We start from the raw sequence: 19096 nt of genomic DNA on the forward strand, positions 1-19096 counted from the left end.
TAATGGGATAAGTAGTAATTTATATCATTTTTATAATGATTTTAAGAAGGCGTTTAATTCAGCGCGTCCTTGCTTATCTAATTTCAACACTTTTTGGCGTTGGTTTTCTGCTTCACCGCCATGCCATAGTACCGCTTCCATCAGCGTGCGCGCGCGACCATCATGTAAAAAGGTCGCTTGTGGATCGACGGTTTGAGCCAAACCAATTCCCCACAATGCAGGAGTACGCCACTCGTATGAGTTGGCCAAAAATTCAACTTGCGCGTTTTTTGCTGGTAGTTTGCCCGCTATCGTGCGATCGGCAAGCGCATCGCCCATATCATGCAGCAGCAAATCCGTATAAGGATAAATGACTTGTCCATGCTGCTCAAGATGATCGTCATCGGTTTTTGGCAACTGATATCTTGGCGTATGGCAACTTTGACAACCCATATCATAAAAGCGTTTTTTACCAGCCAGTACCAGCTTATCATCGGCATTGCGACGATGTGGCACGGCTAAATTCCGCGTATAAAATTCTACAAACTTGGCTATTTCATCATTCACTTCGACGGGCGGCTTACCGTTACCTTGCTCATCAGCGCCAGTAGTCGCGTTAATACAAGCGGTTTGGCTCGGCATGCAGGACTCATGAGGACGAATGTTTGAGGTCAGCCCCATATCCTCATTAAAGGCACTTTGGTTTTGTGTAATCAGCTTGGTTTGACCAGCTTTCCAGCCAAAACGACCAAGCGCATGCTTGCCAGTTTGCGGGTCCATCACCCAGTTAAACTTGCCACTGATGTCGCTAGTATTATTGTTATTGACCGCTTGTTTTTTAATATCATCGTCAGGTATTTGTTCTAAGAGCCCAAGCCCAATCATTGGTAAAGCCACTCGCGGTGATACCATCATTTCATTATCAAACGCCCCATAGCCGGGTTTGGTCAACTCAAATCTAGGCGCACGTAGGGTTTCGACATAACCATCGGCAAAAGTAACTGGCATATCGGTCCACTGTACCGCAATTCGCGCTTCAGCCGGTACGCCCTGAATACCGCGATCTTGTAGCTGACCGCCATACATAGGATGCACCACTTTTTCGATCAGGGAATCCTGCAATTGCTGACGTTGCTCATCCGTTGTCGCTGGCATAGACAGACGTATTAATAAACTATCAGCATCGTCCTTGCTGCTCATCGGCGCGTGGCCACGACCATCTTTGACATGGCATGATTGGCAGGCGGCGACATTGAATAACGCGCCAAGACCGTCACGGCTGTCCGTGCTAGCAGGGGCAATCACCCACGGTTGTTGAAAGAACGCATTACCAATAAAAAAAGAACCTTTGCGTAAGGCGGTGAGATTTGATGAAGGTTTTGAGTAACTCTCAGCACTGGTAATACTAATACCGCTATCACCGCCTTGTTTAATCTCTTGCGGGTCAAAAGAGGCAAGCTGCTGCATGGGCACCCCAGCCAGCGCTTCGATATTTTGACTGCGTTCAGCAGACAAGGCTTTATCCTGATCCTGCTTATCAGCATTGACGTCATTCTTATTAGCGGATGAGCTGTCAGTGGGCTGACAAGCCGTAAGTGACAAGACGCAGAGAGCACTAAGCGCAAGCTTTAACGGTGTATTTTTAGACAATAAAGAGGTATGAAGAGACATAGATAGTTTGTCTTTCGTGGCAGAAATGGCGTTCATAAGCATTGCCTTAGCGCTAGTATAGAACCATCAAAATCGCGCACCATAACAATATGTCGTTACAGTCAACAGGGTACAACTGTAAAAAGGCTGGCTGGTCGCGCTATTTTAATAGGGCATAAAAAAACACATTGCCAACCGAGATTGACAACGTGTGTATTATACATAAATTACTTTCTTATGAAAATAATTCTCATTCACTTATAGCGACTTATCAGGCATTATAAATGAATACAACTGACGCTAGTAAGCGTATAAACAGCCTAGCTTAAAACTATGAACCCGCATCAGCATCTAGATTATCAATACCAACCGCTTTTGCCGCGCTTTCGATACCAGTCGTCAATTCCTGCAAGCTGGTAATGGCCGTCTCGATCCAACCACGACGAGCATTTTGCTCTTCAGCAGAGATACCTTGTTTGCTTACTTGACCAACGGTCGCGATCATTTGATCAATCTTAATACCTTCTTTTTCGCCTTTTTCAACGATGATATTAAAATCACTTTCTACTTTACTAAAGTCAGCAGCCAGCTTATCAGCAACATCCTGATGACCCGTATCAATCAGGTAGTTCTTCACGCCATAGCCACCAACGGTTTTATCCGCGAGGGTCTTGTAGCTGCCATTAAAGACATTCTGAATACCGCGAGCATTATTGGCGTAGCTAAGATGGGTCAAGTCACTAAAGCATTCATGTTCGTCTTCGGTAGATCCCGTGACGAAAGCGACCTGCATACGCTGAGAGGCCAACTCGCCAAATGCCAAGCTGCCCATCTGATACATAATTTGGCGCAGGCCATTGTTATCTTTACGCGCTATCATATCGCTGCGTAAGGTATGCTCACTGTCAGGCTGCCACTGGGCTTCCATCGCGGTCAAATCATCAACCAATAACTGCGCAGCGGCCTTTAAGAATTCGCCGCGACGCTCACAAATGCTTGCATCGGTATTGGCGCTTTCACCACTAGTACATTCGCCATCGGTGGTATTGTAATCGCTGATCGGACGGTTGCCCGCACCCTCACCGACGCCGTTGGTATCTTGTCCCCATAGCATAAACTCAATCGCATGATAGCCGGTCGTTACGTTGGCTTCGCTACCACCGATTTCATTCATGTCTGCTAACAGTTGCGGCGTAATCGTGCTGGTATCTTGCTTGATGCTACCGACGGCAATGCTATCACTATTGATGATATTGTCTTGACTGTTATATTCACCTTCATAGTCGTCGCTGACGTAATCAATGAGCGCTTCATCGAGCGGCCATGCATTGACCTGTCCTTCCCAGCCATCGACGCTACCAATCTCACGCTTGTCATCAGCGCTCACAAATGCTTCATCAAAACGAAACACTTCAGTCTGTGAGTAAGGCTGACGCGCCGCTTTATAGGCAGCTTTTGCCGCTTCAAGATTCGCTTCAGTTGGCGCATCTACATAAGCATTCACTGCCGTCTGCAAAGTCTTTGCGGTGTCTAATGAATCTTTATAGGCAGCATGAGCCATATTTACATAGCTAAGTGCCAAGCGATCGATATTGGCTTGCTCTGCGCCTGATGTGGTTTTATTATTGGCAGCGTCTGTATTTTGCACCTCTGTTTGTGCATCAGTGGCGGCATCGTCATTGGCTTGCTTGGTACAACCCGATACCAGCAGTATCCCTGCAAGCGCAGCGGCTAAAGTAGTTGGTAAAATTTTACGGCTCGTCACTGTGGTCATATTCATACACGTCCTCGATGAGATACATTATAAAAAAAGGCAAGTACAATAAATGACTCATGTATAGGGTCATAGCTGCTAAACACTGTCATCACTATTGCTGAAATATTCAAATATTTGCGAATTATAATGTTATTGATAACTATTATCAAATATAATTTAAGGATTGGGTCTTACCGTTGATCAAAAGCTGGCTTATCAAATTCTAAGCCCAAAAAAAGGCCAGCGTATTGCTGACCTTTTTTGCACTATTCTTACTGTAAGCGACTAAAATAGATGGTTATCAAACCATTTATTAGTTTACGCTTTGTGGTGAGTTAATGGTTAGCTCAACACGGCGGTTTTGCTGACGACCATAATCAGTGTTGTTATCAGCTACTGGGCGTGATTCGCCATAAGCAACAACGTTGACACGGTTAGAAGCAACACCACGAGCAGTCAGATAGTTAGCCACTGAGTAAGCACGATCACGTGATAGACCCATGTTATATGACGTTGAACCTTTACTATCGGTATGACCAGCAATGTTAACTGATGTTTTGTTGTACTGGTTCATCGTTGAAGCAAGTTTATCAAGTGTTGGCTTGAACGATGAGCTCAATGTAGCATCATCGAATGAGAAGGTGATGCTGCCTGGCATAACTAAGTCAATGTTACCAGTCGTTGGGTTTTGCTCAACCGTTACGCCTGTACCAGCCATCTGTTGCTCAAGCTGCTTAGCTTGACGCTCCATGTAATAACCAACACCAGCGCCCAATGCTGCACCAATAGCTGCATCGCGGCCAGTTTTGTCGCCACCAGTTGCTTTAGAGATGGTTGCACCACCTAAAGCACCTGCCAATGTACCGATAGCAGTTTTGTTCAAACGTTGTTGTCCAGTGTTTGGATCAGTAGCACAACCACTAAGTGCTAAACCAGATGCGACTGCGGCAATCATTAATGTATTACGCATAATATTTCCTCTTAAGTATTAAATTAAAATTGTGCTTTATTAAGATTAAGCTGTGCTTTTTATGAATCTTATTTAGGTGCTTTTTTGCGTTCGTTATTATTATGGCAATTACCATCTATCTATGTGTAATATTTTGTCACATCTATGTATGAGAAGTGCAGGAGGGTTCACACCCTTCTCCTTTGTGTTATCTATCTCTACTAGACCAGACATGGCAAGTCACGTTTACAGTCGTACACTATGAATAATTTCTGTTAAAATCATGCAATAAAGTTGACCGTGAAGCAGCGCTAATAACACCACTAAACATATAGCGCAATTTCAACCCTATAAAACCGCCAAAAATTTTGGAAATAACGACTTCAGAAATGGAGTGTTTATATATCAACAATATCGATAGACAGGGATTAAACATGCGCCTGACCTCTACTATTCAAAAAATACATCAACGCGCCCCAAAATTGGGCAAGGCAGTTTCGCTGACTACAGCAGCTGGTGTCATCGCGGCCAATAGCTTTGGTTATAGTATTCCGCTATGGCTAATGGGCGCGACCAAGATGATTACTGGAGCACCCATTGCGGATAAAACCGTGATAAAAATTGCTGCCCACTGGATTAGTAGTAATAATGCCTTGATCGATAATATGTTGCCACGTAAAGATTGGCGTATCAACTTACCCGATGACGTCCATATGGCCGGTAAATACCTGCTGGTTAGCAATCATCAGTCATGGGTCGATACCAGTATCGTGCAATACATTGGTGAACAGCGCCTGCCCCTCACCCGATTTTTTACCAAGTTTGAGCTGATTTATATCCCAATCGTTGGTCAAGCCTTTTATTTTTTAGACTTCCCAATGATGCGCCGCCATCCTAAAGAAAAGGTTGCCAAAAACCCTGCATTAAAGGGCAAAGATATTGAAGAAGCCAAGCGTGCCTGCGCGTTATTAAAAGACAAACCGTTCACCTTATTAAACTATTTAGAAGGCACTCGCTTCACCCAAGAAAAACATGCCAAACAAAATGCACCTTATACGCATTTACTGAAACCGCGTGCGGGTGGCTTGGCGCTGGCTATCAATGCCTTAGGGGATGACATCGATGGTATTTTGGATATGACCATTGTTTATCCGGATGGCGTGCCAACCTATGGTGATCTATGGAAAGGCAATATCACACGCTTGGGCGTTGACGTTCGGTATATTAAAATACCTGACGAATTGTTTGCTGGTATCAAAAATGGTGGCTATGAAGAGGACGAGGCAATAAAGGCTAAAATGTTTGATTGGGTTGAACAGATATGGTGTCAAAAAGATGACCTTATTACCACCATGCTTGCTGACTTTGCAGATAACCCGCAGAGCAAATAGACTGAACGATAAATTATTTTTTTCAGTAAACCTGCAAATCACAATGTTGCCATACTTTTTATGCTGCAATATAAACACTAAAAGCTGGCTAAGGCATGTCCTCGTTTTGAAAATGCTGATAAAAATGAGATAAATGGCAGCTAAACAAGGAAAATAGTACAGATAATATCGAGATATGAGCAAGCTACTTGACGCAGTTTGGCAAATATTTAGCCATTTTTAACCCGTTTACAGTTTACTGTTCAGATTGAGGACACGCCCTAATATCAGGTTTTACTCAATTGATATAAAATACCAAATTATAATGGTTGATGGGTTGTTTTTTGATGGCATTCATTGATAATGTGAATAGTCATTAAAACGCTCGCTTACTCAGTTGTAATATCATCACTGACCCTGTCTACTGATGACATTATTTCTTATGCCATTTCTTACTAAAAGGTATGACTGTGCCCGCCTCTCCTACTAAAAGCTCACCAATAGCCGCAGCAATGCCAAATGAGTCATCGAACTTAGCAAGCAGTCAATCTCCGAGCACGCAACCCTCAAGCGAGCAGTCACCACAATCAAATCGTCCTAAGCCAAGTCGCTTTAAACTGACTTATGACATTTTGATGATTGTTGCTATTAGTATTGATCTCTTATTGATTAGCATAGATGCCATCTTGATGAGTAACTTTAGTAGCAATGTTGCAGGGTGGCTGACACTGAGTGATGCGCTTAACTGGTATCAAGGCACTTTGCATGATCCGTTGCGTACAGCAGGTGGGTTTTTCACCATATTCTTAGTCGTCGAGCTATTATTACGCTGGGCAATTGCCATTAAAGAAAAGGTTTATTATCGCTGGTTCTTTTTTCCGTTTGTCCACTGGTATGAGGTGTTGGGCTGTTTTCCGCAGCTACGCGCGCTACGGTTATTTCGAGTAGTGGTTATCGGCCGCCGACTCTACCAGCTTGGCTATCAAGTACTACCGCAGTCGTGGATTGACCGCATCAAATTCTATATTGATCTGCTATTAGAAGAGTTGTCAGATCGTGTCATTTTGACTGCAATCGATAATTTTCGTGTGCAGCTTACCGACACCAAAACGCACAAATCATTGATCGAATCAACGATTGCTCGCAACCGTCATGAGATTGAAGCAGCATTATTGTCGTTACTACGCACAGAGCTGGCGCCAAAGCTGCAAGCACTGACGGCTTCACCAGGAGGCAATAACATGATAGCTGGTGCGATGGGCGAAGCGATTAAAGAAGGTTTGGCCAATACGCCAGAGTTACGTCGCTACTTGCGCATGATACCCATCGCTGGTGGCTTGATTGAGTCGCAATTGCAGCATGTGGGACACAATATTGGCGAAAATGTGGTCATTGCTTTAAACGAGCGTCTCCTCGATGCTGAACGTCTTGATGCATTGATGGTCGCTATTGCCAGCGGTGTGGCACAAATCGATACCAACAACACCGCGCTGGATACTTTGATTTCTAGCATTATTGAGGACAGTTTGACAGCATTTGAAGCACAAATAAAAGTGCAGCAATGGAAGCACCAAGATATGCTTAACTTATAACATTTTTTCTAAAAATGGCTACTAAATAATCAGCACCTAAGTAAATAACTACTAAATAATAATAAATATAGTACGCATGCAGCCATACGATATTTTTTGAGGATCAATCTTATGACGATTTTAGATAACGACAACAGCACCCCAACCCCGAGTGCCACGCCTGCTCTCGCCTTTTACGGCAAGATGCTCACCTTTTCGCGCTTACAGTTCAGTACGGATGACTTGAACGCTATCGAGACTCAGCTTGCTGAAACGCTTAGCAACAAATCCAGCAATATCCCTATCCTCATTGATAGCGAGGTCGAACAAGATCTGTCTGCATTGGTAGAGCTGTTATGGTCATGGGGACTGCAACCTATCGGTGTCGTGACAGGTGTGTTGGATGCACAAGCACGTGAGCAGCGATTGGCGATATTTCCTGCCGATGGCAAACGTATCGAGCGTATTCTACCCAGTAAAAAAGCCACTGCTCAGGTCAGTAAAGCATCAGAAGCCAAAAGTACAGAGTCGACCAGCACGAATGACGCAGTCGCAGCGTCTGAACCCGCACTTGAGACAGCGACCGAGACGACCATCGCCAATATTCCAGCAGAAACGTTGGTAAGCGCTGAACATATCACCAGCCTCATCTATGATCAAATGCTACGTTCAGGACAGAGCCTTAACCACGTCGGTGGGGATTTGATTTTGACCAACAGTGTCAACAGTGGCGCTGAAGCGATTACCGACAACAGCTTGCATGTCTACGGCCGCGCCCAAGGTCGTTTGGTCGCAGGAGCAACAGGCGACAAAGATGCTCGTATTTTTTGTCAGGTCTTTAACCCGTCATTGGTGTCAGTCGCAGGTACTTACTGCCTACGAGACAATTTACCGGAACACGTAATCGACAAACCAGTACAAGTACGCTTTATAGAAGGTCAAGGTTTGGTATTTACCGTAATGGATGATGCTTAGTTAGACGGCTGATTTGTCGAATTTTATATATAAATCTTAAAGGCATTTGCTGTAGTGCTGAGAAAGTAATGGCTAAATATCTTACTTAATATTTCAGTAAGTTTGGTTAACAAAACTGTCTCAAGACAAATAATTTACTCTGCCACTATGTAACCTATCTATCAGTGCTAATGCCTGTAGGCAGAAGCACTTAACACAGATAATCGTTGTTTTTCGCTTTAGTGCAGACTTGCTATAAATTTTTGTTTATTTATGCTAGGCTTACGCTCGCAGCGCATATATTACATGTGAATAATAAGCATAAAAGAATGCGCTATTTTATTTAATAGATATCCCATTGATTCATAGGAGTGTGCCATTGTGGCGAAGATTGTTGTAATCACTTCAGGTAAAGGCGGTGTGGGCAAAACCACCACTAGTGCCTCTTTTGCCGCCGGTTTGGCGTTGCGTGGCTATAAGACGGTTGTTATCGATTTTGATGTAGGTCTACGTAATCTAGACTTGATCATGGGCTGTGAAAATCGAATTGTTTATGACTTTGTAGACGTCATCAGCGGTAACGCGCGCTTGTCACAAGCACTGGTCAAAGACAAACAGCTTGAGAACTTATACATCCTACCTGCCAGTCAGACGCGGGACAAAGATGCGCTGACAGACGAAGGGGTGTCCGAAGTAATGGCTGAGCTGTCTAAGCAGTTCGACTATATCATTTGTGATTCGCCTGCTGGTATCGAGCGCGGTGCCCAGTTAGCGATGTATCATGCTGATGAAGCGATCATCGTGACCAACCCTGAGATCTCTTCAGTACGTGACTCGGATCGTATTATCGGTATCTTACAAAGCCGTACCAAAAAGATCGAAGAGAACCAAGGTTCTATCCGTGAGCATTTGGTTATCACTCGCTACAATGCCGAACGTGCGGCAGCGAATGAGATGATGGATATCGATACCATCTCTAATGATATCCTAAAAGTACCATTACTTGGTGTTATCCCTGAAAGCCATTCAGTGCTTGAGGCATCTAACCACGGTGAACCGGTTATCCACTATACCGACTCCATCGCTGGTCAATGTTATGATGACATTGTCGCCCGTTTCTTAGGCGAAGAGCGGCCGTTACGTCATATTGACGTGAAGAAAAAGAGTTTATTACAGCGCTGGTTTGGGGGTTAATGATGAGTAAGAAAAAAGGATTTTGGAGCAATTTATTTGGTACTGATGACAGCAGCAATGTCGGCAGTGCCAATTTAGCCACTGAGCGTCTCAAGGTTATCGTTGCGAGTGAAAATCGCTTAAACAACCGCTTAACAGCGGATCGTATCGAAAAAATGAAACGTGAAATACTAGAAGTGGTGAATAAGTACGTCAATGGCGTGCAAATTGATGATGTGAATATCAATCATCGTTCTGAAGACAGCTTAGATGTGCTAGAGATGAATATCAACTTGCCTGAGCATAAAAAATAAGCTGTTCAAAAGCATATAGAAAAAGCGCTCTAGTTAAGCCCTAATCTAAAAAGCCCTCAGTAAAATACTGAGGGCTTTTTTGTGGACGTATACTTTCTAGATTAGTCGTTACTTTATACGTGCGATCAAATTGTCTTTTTTGACAAACTGATGATACAAAGCTGCACCGATATGCAATACAGTAAAGGCAATAATCATGGGCCAGATAATATCAGCGTGTAAATCATTATAATAACGCGCTAAACCTCTATCTGGGGTGACAAAGACAGGAATCTGAAATAAACCAAATATATCTACCCGTCGACCCCCATAGACTGACATCAGCAAGCCAGCTAACGGCATCGCGATTAGCAAAGCATATAGCGCAAAGTGCGACAACTTTGACATCAACAGCTGCCACTTAGGCATCGGTAACGCTGGTGGCACTTTGGTAAAGACGCGATTGATAACTCGCGCTATCATCCAACACAACAAGCTTATACCAAAGGCCTTGTGTAGCCCAATATAGAGATTGTCATTAAGATTTTGGTATAACAGCATCATGAGCCACGTTACCAGCAATAAAACCGCACTGATCCAGTGAAATAAGCGGCTAGCGATTGACCACTTTGAAACATTCGCATCGATATTATTCATAGGCTGCTCTATTCACTCTAACCAACATTTATAGATAAAGACAATAACAGGCGGCACAGTCATTGTGGCTAGGTTAGTCTTGACGATGTTACTGGTCACTATCATTAGTCGTGATCATTAGTCATGATTAAAACTAATGAATTGCTATTCACTATAGGCCACACTTACTAAAAAAGCTAGCTGTCTAAATCAACCAATTGATGCGCAATTTTATCCAAATCAGGCACCAAGTAGAGAATGTTATCGATAATTACGGTTTGAAACAAGTAGGACTCTACAACGTTTTCTTGAAAGCGTTCTTTGGCGTAGTCGATTTCGCTATCTGTCAGATTTTCGCCAGTCGCTTGAACCGTTTCGCGGTCGCTATTTTTCGTTTTTTGGGCGACGCTATAACTGATATTAGCATTGCTGGTATACTGTTCAGGAAGCTCAATATCCTTGACGTCAGAGATACGTACCTGTAGATGGTGCAGTTCACCGACAGTCTGTAATGCTATGCGATGGGCAGCCGTATTACCCTCTAATACTATGATCTTTTCTGGCGTTTGCCCACTGGATAGCAAATGGAATACAGCGACTTCTTGTTGTTGCCACAGATAAGTCCAAATATGCTCATCAAAGTCATCCACACTCAAAATCAGGCTGCTCGGAATAATCCAATCAGGCTGATTAAATGCTGGAACGATAGTGACATCTAGCATACCATTGTTCGTGGTTAGCAAGCTTACTGCCTCAAACGAATGTTTTAGAATTTGTTTCATACGTCGCTCACAATAGATTAATGCGAAGAGGCAACAGCCGCCCTTTCACCAATATAGTCGGTAAGTTTTTGTGCTAAAGCCACAGGGCTACCAATAAAACCACAATATCCAGAATCAACAATCGCTTGTGGCTGACTAGGACAAGTACTGACACTTGGATCTTGCGCCCACAACTGACTGTCATTGTCTTGGATTAAATCCAGATGCTGAGCCCCATCGTTACCCATACCTGAAAAAATAATATTGATCAGCTCACTACCATAAACATCGCTGGTGTTTTTTAGGATCTGACCAATAGCGGGCTTGTAATCACCTTCCCATGCTTTAGCAAGTAATATAATCCGTCCGGTCGAATCGCAAACAATTTGCTTATCAATAGGCGCAATCAGACATTGACCCGCCTGTAAACGTTGCGACGAGGTAATGACCTGACAGCGCCAATCGTTATGACGATTCAGTATGCGTGGTAGCGTCCCAATCATCGTCTGGTTGAAATGATGCGCCAATAAAATACAAATGGGTAGCGTGGGTGACAAGTTATCTAAGAACTCTTTTACAGCGCTAGGACCGCCCATAGACGCACCCAAAAACACAACATACTGCCAGTCATTGGTATCGCTCTGATAAGCATTGGTATCTACCAATGCTGGTAGGAGTAGCATCTGTGCAAGCTTACGTTTTAGTTTGCGTTGCCATTTAGCATACTGCTTTGCCTCATTTAAATAAGGCGCTTGACTAAAACCCACCAAAACCCCGATTGATTGAGACATAGCAGTAGCCGTGGCTACACTGTCATCATAATCACTGTCTATCAACCAAATATCAATGGGTGTTTCATAACGTTCAAACTTATCATGCAACTGCGCCCGTGATACACAATCAATGAGGGTAAAGCCACAGCCACGTACGGTATCCGAAAAGGCCATACGCTGGTGATGATCTTCTGCGACTACCAGCACCTTGATATCGCTTTTGTTTTTGAGCGCTAATGGAACAGGTGCCTTATCCTTCATAAGTTAAGCTGACCTCTTCACCCAATAGCATTTGGATTTTATTCAGTAGCTCGTTTTCTTGGAATGGTTTACCCATATAATCATTCACCCCAATCTCTAGGGCACGCTCACGATGCTTTTCACCAGTACGTGAGGTAATCATAATAATCGGAATATGCTGCAAGCGTTTATTGTGACGTATTTGAATGGCCACTTCGAAGCCGTCCATACGTGGCATCTCAATATCCAATAAGATAAGATCCGGTATCGTCTCTTGTAGTATCTCAATCGCATCGACACCATCTTTGGCAACGGCAACTTTATACCCTTGACGCTCTAAGAAGCGCGACGTTACTTTACGTACTGTGACCGAGTCATCGACGACCATAACCGTCGGCTGAGATTCTAAGCGTCTATGCTTAGAGCCAACAGATGGCATGACTTCTTTAAGCGCTGGTGCATTACGCATCAAGGCAATCAAATCTAAGATAAGCATGACCGAGCCATCACCCATGATGGTAGCGGCTGAAATACCCGATAGGTTTGAGAATTGTTGTCCTAATGGTTTTACTACGACTTCAATACGTGACCCAGCTATCTGATCGACCTGCAGGGCAATATTCTGTCCAGTACGGTTTTTGATGATAATCACCGGCAAGCTCGTATTGGTATTGACCACCAGCTCATTGAGTTTATTACCTGATAAAATCTCATTTAAATAGCGCACACGGTAATCAGCGTCTTCAAAATTTAGCGTGGCGTCATTTGACTGATAGTAATCATAAAGCTTTTCTGGATTGATACGTACCACACGCTCAATCTGAACCAGTGGTATGGCATAGTAGCGATCTGCTGCTCGCACTACTAGGGCATCCGATACGGCTACTGTGAGCGGTAGGCGCATGGTAAAACGTGACCCTTTGCCCAGCTCAGAGACTACAGACACGACGCCACCTAATTGACGAATCTCGCTGATGACGACATCCATGCCAACGCCGCGCCCTGAGATCTGTGTTAATTGCTTACTGGTACTTAAGCCCGCATTAAAGATGTACTGCATGATATCAAGATCGGTCAGACTACTGTCTGCTGCATCGATAAGGCCTTGCGCAATGGCTTTGCTGCGAACAGCTTCAACATCGATACCGCGCCCATCATCGGATAAGTTGATGACAATTTCACTGCCTTCGCGCAACACCTCTAAAGTGATGTTACCACTGCGCTCTTTACCAGCTTTCAGACGCGTTGTACTGTCTTCGATACCATGATCGACGGCGTTACGTAGCATATGCTCAAGCGGCGACGTAATACGCTCTAGAATGGTTCTATCCATTTCGTCATCAGCATTAATAATTGTCAGCTCAACCGACCTATTAAGCTCATTAGCCGTTTGGCGTACCGTACGCTCAAGGCGTGGTATTAAGCGCGTAAATGGCACCATACGCGAATTCATCAAGCCATCTTGTAGCTCAGTTTGCGTCCGTGACAGTTGTAATAATAAGCTCTCACTATCACGCGTTTTTTCTAAAAGAGTATGATTAATATCAACCAAATCTGATGCCGACTCTGTCAGAGATTTTGATAGCTGATTCAAAGAAGAGTATTGATCCATCTCTAGCGGGTCAAAACCTTCATGGCTTATCAACTCATCATCTATCTGCGATAAGATTTGGGCTTCAAGCTCAATCTCCATTCGGCGTAACTGATCTGCCAAACGCTGTACCGTGATGCCCATCTCTTCAAGGCTGTTGGTCAAGCTACTCATGCCCATGTCAATACGCGCACGGTTAATCGCCGACTCGCCAGACAAGTTAATCATATGCTCAATCAAACCACCTGAGATACGGATCATCTCATTGCTACTAGCGCTCTGCTCTTGCTCCGTAAACTCACCGATCATCGCCGGCATTTTACTGATGTCTTTTACCATACCTGCTGAGTTTCGATTTTCTTTGGCAGTCAAAATCGCTTTGCGCTGCGCTTGCAGAGATTCATTAGGTATTTGTTTTAAGCTATCAGGGTTTTTACTAAATTCTTGTAGCGCCTCTATTAATAAAGCAGGCGTTGGCGGGTTGACTTGTTGCTTGAGAATAAATAGTGCATCTGCCATCCAGTCATGACAGGCCACGAGTAGCTCTAAGACTTTTTTTGTAGCAGGACGACGATGATGGGCAAGATCTTCATAGACCGACTCCATGTCGTGTGCCAAGTCTGCTATTCCATTAGCCGTGACCATTCTTGCTCCACCTTTGAGGGTATGCAAGTCACGCTGTAGCGCTTGTAAGGCAACCGTATCGCTCACGTTATCTAAAAATAACTGTAGATATTGATTATTATTGGTCAGCGCTTCTGCTTCTTCTAAGAATACTTCTAATATGTCAGGATCCGGTAAGCCATTGGCCCATGACTGTTTAATCATTCTATCAAGCGTTAGGATTTCTGTGTTTTCGACATTGCTGAGTATAGAGTCATCTTCAACAGCTTGCGGCTCAGCGACAGTATGATGTTTTGGCACTGGTACAATCAAATTAACCGTATCTGGCAATACTTGTGCTTTCTCAAAACGTTGTAATTGCTCGATAAGTTCGGGAGCAAAAAATGATTGCTGATGATTTACCATATGCATGACTTGCAACGACAAGGTATCTTGCACGATTTGCATAATCTCAAGCCACTGTGTGGTTGGCGCGCGTCTGTGCTCTACAAAAGCTTCATAGATACTCTCTGCTTCATGGGTCAAGTCTCCAATACTACGGATACCTGCCATGCGTGCACCACCTTTGATGGTATGCAAATGACGTTGTAATACCTTTAGCGTATTGATGTTAGTAATATCCGCACGCCACTTATTAAAGCTTTCGGCAAGGGCATCATCAAGCTCTTGCGCTTCTTCTAAAAAGATCTCTAACAGTTCAATGTCAGTATCGATAGACTCTAACTGAAACTCAGCGGCAGAGACGCTTTGCACGGTAGGCAAACCATCATTATCCTCATCAATAATGTCATCTTCAGTGTCAGCGCCACTAGCAATACGCTGTAAATCCTCAAGAATGTGCCCATCGACTTTTAATGACGTGCTACCGGCCAATGCATCGAACAACCCTACTAACTGCGCATGCCCAGCCAACAACGTGGTTTGAATGTCCGTGTCAGCTGCTGTTTCAGGACTGGCTTGCAGATGATTATAAGCGCCAGCTAAGGCACTGAGAATTGCAGTGAATTTTGGAATATCTACCGCTTTGCCAGCCAGATAACTTATTTGTGCCAGTTGTTGTTCAATATATTTCTGGACATGCTCACTTTCGGAGTGGCTCAGCGCCTCATTTAATTGCCATTCAGCATCGAGCAGTTCATCAATATTTTCATCGAAAAGCTGCTCTATAGTGAGTTTATTGTCTGCTACCTCACTATAATCACCGACAGCATAATGCTCACCCAACATCGCTTGCAATGACGCAATATCTTGCTGGCTCTGCGCTTCTTCTACCGATATATCTTGCTGTTCGACGTTTGGTTTGTAATTATTAAGATAGCCATTAATCAGTGTCACAGACTGGGCTAACGCCTCTAAGTGTTGCGCCCTCATAGGAATATCTTGCTGTTGCAACAGCTCCAGACTCTGCTCTATTGTTGCACTGATTTCGCTAATCGCCGCCAAAGCGCTAGAACCTGAAGCGGCTCTTAGGGTATGGAATGCCCGAACAATATGATCACTAACTGCAACATAGGGCTGACCTTGATGCTCATTAACAAAGGTATCAACCTCCTGTAATAGGGTCTCTGCTTCGTCGATGAAAATCTCAAAAAATGCTTTTTCTTCTGCATTCTGATGCGTCAAAATGACTGGCGCTTCTGCCATCATTTCATTAGCCGAATGAATGGTCTGCAGCATATTATCAATGTCTTCATCACTACTATCATCAATACTTTCGACCGTATCATCATACTTTAACGCTGAAGGTTGCTCAGTAGAGGTAAGCGCTTGCTCATATAACTTAGCATAGCTGAACTCATTACCATGCTGCTTACTAAAAGCGTTCGCACAGGCAATCCATAGTGGCACTAGCACTGGATAATCTTGGCTGCCACTTTCAAACGTGATGAGCATAGCAGGATATGCTGCTAACACATCGGTAATAAGCTGTCTCATATCAGCTGAAGCGACAATACTCTTATCTAAAATGCGATTGAGCATGTTTTCTATTGACCATGCCAGCTCACCGGTATAGTTGGCACCAACCATACGACCAGAACCTTTTAGCGTATGGAATCCGCGACGAATGTCTGCCAAATCGCTCAAATCAGTGGGAGACAGCTGCCAATGCTCATATAAAGGCACGATGTCGTCCAACACTTCATTCGCCTCTTCTATAAATATCTCTTTGATATCAGGATCGGCATCATTCGCATCCGTCGGTAACTGCTGCGTCTCTTGCATGAAAGGAATGAGTACAGTAGGTAATATCAGACCAGAAAGAGAGTCTATGACGTTTCTGTCTCCGCCTACTTCCTGTTCATTTTCAGACTCATCAATCGTGTCTACCAGATTGTTATATGCAGCAGTTGCCATTGTCTCATCTGAGTCCAAAGCTTCGTCTAATTCAGTGTCCGATGAGGCAGATACGGCAATGTTTAAACCTGTGTTAACTGGCTGTCCCGTTAGTACATTATGACTTTGTAAGATGGTTACCGCAGGATCAAAGCTTGGCGATTGTTGCGCCGTAAAATCTGTAACTAAAACTGAAAGTCGCTTGGTCGTCTCTGTTACTAGCGCAACGACCTCATCAGTGACAGGCAGCGTCTTGTCTAAAAGTCGATTGAGCAGATTTTCGATTGACCACGCCATCTCGCTGATACTAAAGGCACCAACCATGCGCCCCGACCCTTTTAACGTATGAAAACCTCTACGCACTTCTGTTAAAGGTGTTAGATCTTGTGAATCCTGTTGCCAAATTGGTAAAAAATCTTCTAAGTCCTCAACGACCTCTGTCACCTCTTCAATGAAAATATCACGAATATCTTCATCTATATCGAAACTATCTGGCTTCACTTGTTCACGCGCACGTAGCAAAGCTTCACTGTCATTAACAGTGCTGAAATCATCACCGACGGTATTATTTATGATGAGGTTATCCGACTCGTCTTCTCCCGCCGTTTCATGGCTCAAAATTGCCGTATCAAAGTCTTGATCTTTAAGAATTTGGTCATCGATAGCGTGCTCAGTAATCGGCGCAATCTCACCGTTATCATCGTAGCGCAGTACATCGGTCGCCGCGACTTTTTGGCTAAGTAAGCTTTGGTCAACACTTTGAGGTGCTTGAATATACTCACTGAGCAATGTAGCAGCATTATCAATATGCTGATTTGCCAATGCTAATAGTGGCTGGTCAAAAACTTGCTGAGCCAGATAATCAAGCAACAGCTCTATCGAAGTCAGACCTTCAGCCAATGCTTGGGTAACCTTCCAACTGAGCACGTCAATTTCATGAGTGGTGAGTTGTACAAATAGGCTGGCTATAGCATCAGTCGCTTCACGGATTGAAGGCAATCCCATTTCATCGAAAGCATGACCAATATTAGTAAAATCAGCAGCCTCAGGTAAAAGGGCAATATCCTGACGCTGTATATATGCGTTAAAGCTTTGTTTTATGTCTTCAACAGCAATGCGCAATTCACGTAAGTCTTTACTAGTAGAGTTGATATCCGTACTAGAATCTGACTGTGCGTCGACACTCGCTGCTACATCAGACGCCGGCGTAAAATCAGCGGCATCACCGATCTTTGTAGATATTGCCTGCTCTGTATTATAAATAGCGCTATATAACTCTTGAAGCTGGCGTTCAATCTGCCACTGTTCTTGCGCAAACCCAATCTCTGAGGAAAGGGCACGCTCTATGTCAGCAATGATGGATGCAGCTTTTGAGGCATAAAAAGTCCACCCTCGAGCTTCGAGCTGACTATTTATGCGTTGCAATGGGTTCAATAAAGTCTGCGGTTGATCGAGACTGAAAATGAGGGTCTCAAGCTCGCTCAGTATACGAGGTAAAAAACGTGCATCCATTATTGCACTTTGCGGTAGATTACTAAGGATAGACTGAGTATGCTCGCTGCTTTGCGCAAGACCACTCAGCTCAATATAGAGGCTGGCTAGCAATTCTTTAATAACGCTCGACGCCAACTCGGCTTGATGTCCACAAGACTCTAGCACTTGCTCAAGCTTTGCCAATAGCGGTGCATAGTGCTTAGGCAACGGTGTTTTATTATGAGCAAGATCGCGCAACCACAGCTCGGTTAAATACCATAGACGCTGCAAATCATCGTCTTGCGTGGTTTGCCATAAATACTCACTTACTTTTTCTAAGATCGTCAGTACTGAGGGCTGGTTGCTATTGGCAACCAGTAGCGCCTGTACTTGCTGACGCCAAACCAATAGTAATTTTTGATACTGCTGAGTGTCTAGATGAGCATCTACCGCATGGCTTGGCACGACTAGTTCAATATCATCGATAACTTTTTCAGAATTAACACCGCCATCGACAAGGTCTTTGTAATGAGTATTGCTGGCTATAGTGGATTGCGGTGACAAATGGTCGGTCGCTATACCCAGTCGTGATAGCGACTGAGTAAGATCATCAGCCGCTCTACTGATTAGAGCAGTATGATGACTACTTGTACGCATATATTGCGTCAGCTCACGTTGTAGCAGCCGATGAGAAAACTGACCGATGCGGCGATCATCAGCGGTAAAACCATCTTGGCTACCCGCCCCTGCCAACAGACTCAGCTTAGTCGCTAAATTTGACAGCAAAGGCAGATTAATCATAGTTAAAGCACCACCAACTTGATGATAGTGCTGCATCATTTGCTCGTAATTATTGCTGTCAGCGTCTAATTGCCAGCCATCAGATACTTGTGATAATTGCTGATTAAAAAGTGGTAATAACCACTCGATCGTCACCATGTCATTGGGCTGGTTTTTCATAGATTTATC

At 44.0% G+C, this 19096-nt stretch carries 12 protein-coding genes; 5 read left to right on the plus strand and 7 right to left on the minus strand.

Going from position 1 to position 19096, the window contains the following annotated elements:
* Positions 1 to 30 precede the first annotated feature (30 nt).
* From J5X94_RS05065 to J5X94_RS05075, 3 genes are all read right to left on the minus strand, one after another.
* Entirely contained in the window at positions 31 to 1686 is a 1656-nt protein-coding gene (locus tag J5X94_RS05065) for a di-heme oxidoredictase family protein (RefSeq protein WP_210540459.1), read from the minus strand.
* A gap of 274 nt (positions 1687 to 1960) precedes the next feature.
* On the minus strand, positions 1961 to 3409 hold the full coding sequence (locus J5X94_RS05070; protein ID WP_210540460.1) for an imelysin family protein: 1449 nt from the start codon (positions 3407 to 3409) through the stop codon (positions 1961 to 1963).
* Positions 3410 to 3698: 289 nt separating this feature from the next.
* The gene (locus J5X94_RS05075; RefSeq protein ID WP_189585567.1) at positions 3699 to 4355 is read right to left on the minus strand and encodes an OmpA family protein; all 657 of its coding nucleotides are present in this window, start codon (positions 4353 to 4355) and stop codon (positions 3699 to 3701) included.
* A 413-nt stretch (positions 4356 to 4768) separates the two neighbouring features.
* Here J5X94_RS05075 and J5X94_RS05080 point away from each other — a divergent pair, with 413 nt between their 5' ends.
* The 5 genes from J5X94_RS05080 (at position 4769) to minE (ending at position 9716) form a co-directional block, all read left to right on the plus strand.
* Positions 4769 to 5725 (plus strand): acyltransferase, encoded by a 957-nt coding sequence (locus J5X94_RS05080; RefSeq protein ID WP_210540461.1) that lies wholly within the window; start codon positions 4769 to 4771, stop codon positions 5723 to 5725.
* Positions 5726 to 6168: 443 nt separating this feature from the next.
* Positions 6169 to 7296 carry a hypothetical protein gene (locus J5X94_RS05085; RefSeq protein WP_228293162.1) on the plus strand — a complete coding sequence of 376 codons (1128 nt, stop codon included), beginning with the start codon at positions 6169 to 6171 and terminating at the stop codon, positions 7294 to 7296.
* 111 nt (positions 7297 to 7407) lie between these two features.
* On the plus strand, positions 7408 to 8250 hold the full coding sequence (gene minC, locus J5X94_RS05090) for a septum site-determining protein MinC (RefSeq protein ID WP_210540463.1): 843 nt from the start codon (positions 7408 to 7410) through the stop codon (positions 8248 to 8250).
* 360 nt (positions 8251 to 8610) lie between these two features.
* Positions 8611 to 9423: a septum site-determining protein MinD gene (gene minD, locus J5X94_RS05095; RefSeq protein WP_010201589.1), complete on the plus strand. Its 813-nt coding sequence runs from the start codon at positions 8611 to 8613 to the stop codon at positions 9421 to 9423.
* 2 nt (positions 9424 to 9425) lie between these two features.
* Complete coding sequence (gene minE, locus J5X94_RS05100) at positions 9426 to 9716, plus strand: cell division topological specificity factor MinE (RefSeq protein ID WP_010201590.1); 291 nt, start codon at positions 9426 to 9428, stop codon at positions 9714 to 9716.
* 108 nt (positions 9717 to 9824) lie between these two features.
* Here minE and J5X94_RS05105 read toward each other — a convergent pair whose 3' ends face one another.
* From J5X94_RS05105 to J5X94_RS05120, 4 genes are all read right to left on the minus strand, one after another.
* Positions 9825 to 10352, minus strand: coding sequence for a cytochrome b (locus tag J5X94_RS05105; RefSeq protein WP_210540464.1), 528 nt, complete (start codon positions 10350 to 10352; stop codon positions 9825 to 9827).
* Positions 10353 to 10528: 176 nt separating this feature from the next.
* Entirely contained in the window at positions 10529 to 11113 is a 585-nt protein-coding gene (locus J5X94_RS05110) for a hypothetical protein (protein WP_210540465.1), read from the minus strand.
* A gap of 17 nt (positions 11114 to 11130) precedes the next feature.
* The gene (locus J5X94_RS05115) at positions 11131 to 12126 is read right to left on the minus strand and encodes a chemotaxis protein CheB (RefSeq protein WP_210540466.1); all 996 of its coding nucleotides are present in this window, start codon (positions 12124 to 12126) and stop codon (positions 11131 to 11133) included.
* The gene (locus J5X94_RS05120) at positions 12116 to 19087 is read right to left on the minus strand and encodes an Hpt domain-containing protein (protein WP_210540467.1); all 6972 of its coding nucleotides are present in this window, start codon (positions 19085 to 19087) and stop codon (positions 12116 to 12118) included. The genes J5X94_RS05115 and J5X94_RS05120 overlap by 11 nt, the downstream gene beginning before the upstream one ends.
* Between the last annotated feature and the right edge of the window lie 9 nt (positions 19088 to 19096).

The sequence above is a fragment of the Psychrobacter sp. K31L genome (genome assembly GCF_017942195.1).
In the GTDB taxonomy this organism is placed as follows: Bacteria; Pseudomonadota; Gammaproteobacteria; order Pseudomonadales; family Moraxellaceae; genus Psychrobacter; species Psychrobacter glaciei.